This is a genomic window from Agromyces sp. P1_H4, assembly GCF_056405255.1.
In genome coordinates this window covers 1-4927 of record NZ_JBFUCL010000287.1, presented here as the reverse complement: position 1 = coordinate 4927, position 4927 = coordinate 1, and the positions used below count along the sequence as shown (strand labels likewise).

At 71.3% G+C, this 4927-nt stretch carries 4 protein-coding genes; 1 reads left to right on the top strand and 3 read right to left on the bottom strand.

From position 1 onward, the window contains the following. Nucleotides 1–80 precede the first annotated feature (80 nt). The 3 genes from AC1DY2_RS15335 to AC1DY2_RS15325 form a co-directional block, all read right to left on the bottom strand. On the bottom strand, nt 81–1814 hold the full coding sequence (locus AC1DY2_RS15335; RefSeq protein WP_476763209.1) for an ABC transporter ATP-binding protein: 1734 nt from the start codon (nt 1812–1814) through the stop codon (nt 81–83). Next, complete coding sequence (locus tag AC1DY2_RS15330; RefSeq protein WP_476763208.1) at nt 1808–2458, bottom strand: TetR/AcrR family transcriptional regulator; 651 nt, start codon at nt 2456–2458, stop codon at nt 1808–1810. The genes AC1DY2_RS15335 and AC1DY2_RS15330 overlap by 7 nt, the downstream gene beginning before the upstream one ends. 125 nt (nt 2459–2583) lie before the next feature. Next, nucleotides 2584–3627 (bottom strand): 4-hydroxy-3-methylbut-2-enyl diphosphate reductase, encoded by a 1044-nt coding sequence (locus AC1DY2_RS15325; protein WP_476763210.1) that lies wholly within the window; start codon nt 3625–3627, stop codon nt 2584–2586. Between the two features lie 100 nt (nt 3628–3727). Here AC1DY2_RS15325 and xseA point away from each other — a divergent pair. Then, on the top strand, nt 3728–4927 hold a 1200-nt coding region (xseA, locus tag AC1DY2_RS15320), incomplete at its 3' end, for an exodeoxyribonuclease VII large subunit (protein WP_476763207.1).

Sequence of the window (4927 nt, the reverse complement as noted above, 5' to 3'; positions counted from 1 at the left end):
GGGCAGGCGCGCGGGCGCTGCGGGCGCGGGGGTCGCCGCAGTCGACGGTGCGGCTGAGGGGCCCGGGGTCTTCGATGTGCTCATGCCGCGGCCTCCGCGCTCAGCTGGCTCTCGACGATCTCGGCGTACGCCTCGCTCGTCGCGAGCAGTTCCTCATGAGTTCCGGTCGCCGTGATCCGGCCGTCGTCGACGACGAGGATCCGGTCGGCGTTGACGATCGTCGCCACGCGCTGGGCGACGACGATCATCGTGGTGTGCGACAGCGTGCGGGCGAGCGCAGCACGCAGTCGCGCGTCGGTCGCGGTGTCGAGCGCCGAGAACGAGTCGTCGAACACGAGGATCGGCGGTCGCTTCACGAGCGCCCTGGCGATCGAGAGCCGCTGCCGCTGGCCGCCCGAGACGTTCGTGCCGCCCTGCGCGATGGGCGCGTCGAGCTGCCCGGGCATCGCCGCGACGAAGTCGCGACCCTGGGCGACCTCGAGCGCGTCCCACAACTGCGCGTCCGTGGCATCCGGATCGCCGTATCGCAGCGTCGAGGCGACGGTGCCGGCGAAGAGGTAGGGCTTCTGGGGCACGAGGGCCAGCTGGGCGTTGAGCAGGTCGGGGTCGAGTTCGCGCACGTCGACCCCGCCGATGCGCACGCTGCCGCCGGTGGCGTCGAAGAGCCGGGCGATGAGGTTCACGATCGTCGTCTTGCCGGCGCCGGTCGAGCCGATGATCGCCGTCACCTCGCCCGGTCGGGCCGTGAAGCTGACGTCGTGCAGCACCGGCTCCTCGGCGCCCGGGTACGCGAACTCGACATGGCGGAACTCGACGGTGCCCGGTGCCGTGAGCGCCATCACCGGCGACTCGGGGTCGGCCACGGTCGGGGCGGTCTGGAGCACCTCGCCGATGCGGCCGGCCGACACCGCGGCACGGGGCAGCATGAACGCGATCATCGTCGACATCATGACCGCCATGAGGATCTGGATCAGGTAGCTGAGGAACGCCGTGAGGGAGCCGATCTGCATCGAGCCGTCCTCGACGCGGAACGCGCCGAACCAGAGCACGGCGACGCTCGAGACGTTCAGCACGAGCATCACGACGGGGAACACGAGCGCGAACAGCCGGCCGGCTCGCAACGCCGTGTCGGTCAGCGCGTCGTTGGCCTCCTCGAAGCGCGAGCCCTCGACGCCCTCGCGCACGAACGCGCGGATGACGCGGATGCCGGTGAGCTGCTCCCTGAGCACCCGGTTCACGCCGTCTATGCGCTTCTGCATGGACTGGAACAGCGGCACCATGCGGGAGATGATCAGCCCGAGCGCGATGAGCAGCACGGGCACGGCGACGACCATGATCCACGACAGCGCCCGGTCCTCGCGGAGCGCCATGATCACGCCGCCGATCGCCAGGATGGGCGCCGACACGAGGATGGTGCAGCCCATGAGCACGAGCATCTGCACCTGCATGACGTCGTTCGTGGTGCGGGTGATGAGGCTCGGCGCCCCGAACCGCGACACCTCCTGCTCCGAGAAGTCGCCGACCCGGCGGAACACGGCCGACCGCACGTCGCGCCCGAACCCCATGGCCGCCCTGGCGCCGAAGTAGACGGCCGTGATGGCGCAGGCGACCTGCAACAGGGTCACGCCGAGCATGACGCCGCCGGTCGAGACGATGTAGGCCGTGTCGCCCTTCGCCACGCCCTCGTCGATGATGTCGGCGTTGAGGGTGGGCAGGTAGAGCGACGCGATGGACTGCGCGAGCTGGAAGACGACGACCGCTGCGAGCAGCGCCCAGTAGGGCCGCAGATGGCGGCCGAGCAATTTCATCAGCATGGGTCGGACTCCTCGTAGGTGGAGTGGGTGGCGGATGCCGCGGGGCCGGCGGATGGCGCGGGGCCGGCGGAGGACTCGCGCGCGATGCCGTGCACGACGAGGTGCGCGAGCGTGTCGACGTCGAGCCCGGTGGTCGGACCGAAGTGCGGCATCGCCGAGGCGAACGCGACGAGCCGCACGAACTTGAAGACGTCGGCGGGTGGCACCCGGAGCGCCTCGAGGTCGGGGGCCAGCAGCTCCTCGAAGATGCCGAAGATGACCTCGGGCTCTGCCGACTGCGGCGGGCGGGGCTTGCCGCCGAGCGCCGCGAACACGCCGAAGATCCCCGTGAAGCGGTCGAGGAATCGGTCGAGGATGAGCTCGACCTTGAGCTCGAGCGGCAGCGTCGGGTCGATCTGCCGGAGTGCCGCGCGGAAGGGCTCGGGATCGAGGAACTCCTCGACCGCGGCGTCGATGATCGCCTCCTTGTCGTCGAAGACGCGGAAGAGCGTGCCCTCGGCGACGCCGGAGGCCTCGGCGATCTGCCTGGTCGTCACGTCGCGACCGAGTTCGACCAGGAGCGGCAGGGTCGCGCGCGCGATGGACGCACGGCGCTCATCGACGGACATGGGCTTCGCACGGGTGGTTCGCACGGTGGTGGGCATGCGAGCGAGAATAATGAGTGAGCGCTCACTCCGCAAGCGGAGGCACCCGCTGTCCGCGGACGGCGAACGCCCCGGCGACCGAGGGTCGCCGGGGCGTTCGAATGCGGTCGGTCAGGCTGCGGCGGTCACGCGCGGGGCGCGGTCGTCCGGCCGCCGAGCGCCCGTGCGTCGCGGTTGCCTGCGAGGTCGCGGCGCAGCTCCTTCGGCAGCGAGAACATGAGGTCCTCCTCGGCCGTCTTGACCTCGGCGACGTCGCCGTAGCCGGCGTCGGCGAGGGCGTCGAGCAGCTCCTTCACGAGCTCCTCGGGCACGGATGCCCCGCTCGTCACGCCGACGGTCTCGACGCCGTCGAGCCACTCCTGCTTGACCTCGCTCGCGTAGTCGACGCGGTAGGCGGCCTTGGCGCCGTACTCGAGCGCGACTTCGACGAGGCGCACGCTGTTGGAGCTGTTCGCCGAGCCGACCACGATCACGAGGTCGGCGTCGGTCGCCACCTTCTTGATCGCGACCTGGCGGTTCTGGGTGGCGTAGCAGATGTCGTCGCTCGGCGGGTCCTGCAGGTTCGGGAACCGCTCGCGCAGCCGCCGGACCGTCTCCATGGTCTCGTCGACCGAGAGCGTGGTCTGCGAGAGCCACACCACCTTGTCGGGGTCGCGCACCTCGATGCTCGCCACGTCGTCGGGGCTGTTCACGATGGTCACGTGCTCGGGCGCCTCGCCGGCGGTGCCCTCGACCTCCTCGTGGCCCTCGTGGCCGATGAGCAGGATCTCGAAGTCGTCGCGCGCGAAGCGCACGGCCTCGCGGTGCACCTTGGTCACGAGCGGGCAGGTGGCGTCGATGGCGTGCAGGCCGCGGTCGGCGGCGGCGTTGACGACGGCGGGCGAGACCCCGTGCGCGCTGAAGACGACGTGGGCGCCGGGCGGCACCTCGTCGACCTCCTCGACGAAGACGGCGCCCTGCTGCTCGAGCTCGGTCACCACGTGGATGTTGTGCACGATCTGCTTGCGCACGTACACGGGGGCGCCGTAGTGCTCGAGAGCCTTCTCAACGGCGATCACGGCACGGTCGACGCCGGCGCAGTACCCCCGGGGGGCGGCGAGGAGCACCCGCTTGTGTCCGGGGACCGGGATATCCTTGAGCCGGCCGCGCACGCCCGGCACGCGAGGCATGCCGAGACCGATCCGTGGGGAATCCGTCGTAGAGGTCACGGATTCCATCCTACGTGGGCGTGATGGGGCCATCGGCTGTGGGCGAACAGGGAGGAGCGCGATGACGGAGGCACCGGCCACACGTGAGCACCCGTGGCCCGTCGCGCTGCTCTCGGGCAAGCTCAAGGAGTACCTCGACCGGCTCGGCACCGTGTGGGTCGAGGGCGAGATCACCCAGTGGGGCGTCTCCGGGGGCAACGTCTACGGCAAGCTGAAAGACCTCGACGCCGACGCCACCATCTCGTTCACGATGTGGTCGTCGGTGAAGGCCCGCCTCGGCGAGGAGTTCAAGCAGGGCGATCACGCGATCCTGCTCGTGAAGCCGAGCTGGTGGGTCAAGGGYGGCTCGCTCTCGATGCAGGTCTACGACATGAAGCACGTCGGGCTGGGCGACCTGCTCGAGCGCCTCGAGCGCCTGCGGTCGCAGCTCGCCGCCGAGGGCCTGTTCGACCAGGGCCGCAAGAAGCGGCTGCCGTTCCTGCCCGCGGTCGTCGGCCTCGTGACCGCGCGCGACAGCGACGCCGAGCAAGACGTGCTGCGCAACGCCCGCCTGCGCTGGCCGGCCGTGGAGTTCCGCACCGCCTACGCGTCCGTGCAGGGCGACCGCACCGCGCCCGAGGTCGTCAATGCCATCCGCCGGCTGGACGCCGACCCCGAGGTCCAGGTCATCATCGTGGCGCGCGGTGGCGGCGACTTCCAGAACCTGCTGGGGTTCAGCGACGAGCGGGTCGTGCGGGCGGCCGCCGCGGCATCCACCCCCATCGTCTCGGCGATCGGGCACGAGGCCGACCGCCCGCTCCTCGACGAGGTCGCCGACCTCCGGGCCTCCACGCCGACGGATGCCGCGAAGCGCGTGGTGCCCGACGTCGCCGAGGAGCTCGTGCGGGTGGAGCAGGTGCGCGCGCGCCTCGGCATGCGCCTGTCGTCGATCCTCGGCCGCGAGATCGACCGCATCGGCCACCTCCGCGCCCGTCCGGTGCTCGCCGACACCGGCTGGATCGTCGACCGCCGCGCCGAGGAGCTCACGAGGTGGGTGGCACGCGGCGCCGAGCTCGTCGAGCGCTGCATCGAGAAGCAGTCGGGGCGGGTCGGCGAGCTGCGCGGACACCTGCGCGCCCTCTCGCCGCAGGCGACGCTCGATCGCGGCTACGCCATCGTGCAGGGTGACGACGGGCACGTGCTGCGGGGCCCCGACGGCGCCCCCGAGGGTGCCCGCCTCACGCTCACCCTGGCCGAGGGCGCGCTCGGCGCCGTGTCGACG

What these genes read in the sequence shown, in the direction of transcription:
- AC1DY2_RS15325 (WP_476763210.1), bottom strand. Translation starts at nt 3,627, where the DNA reads ATGCCTCGCGTGCCGGGCGTGCGCGGCCGGCTCAAGGATATCCCGGTC.
- AC1DY2_RS15335 (WP_476763209.1), bottom strand. Translation starts at nt 1,814, where the DNA reads ATGCTGATGAAATTGCTCGGCCGCCATCTGCGGCCCTACTGGGCGCTG.
- AC1DY2_RS15330 (WP_476763208.1), bottom strand. Translation starts at nt 2,458, where the DNA reads ATGCCCACCACCGTGCGAACCACCCGTGCGAAGCCCATGTCCGTCGAT.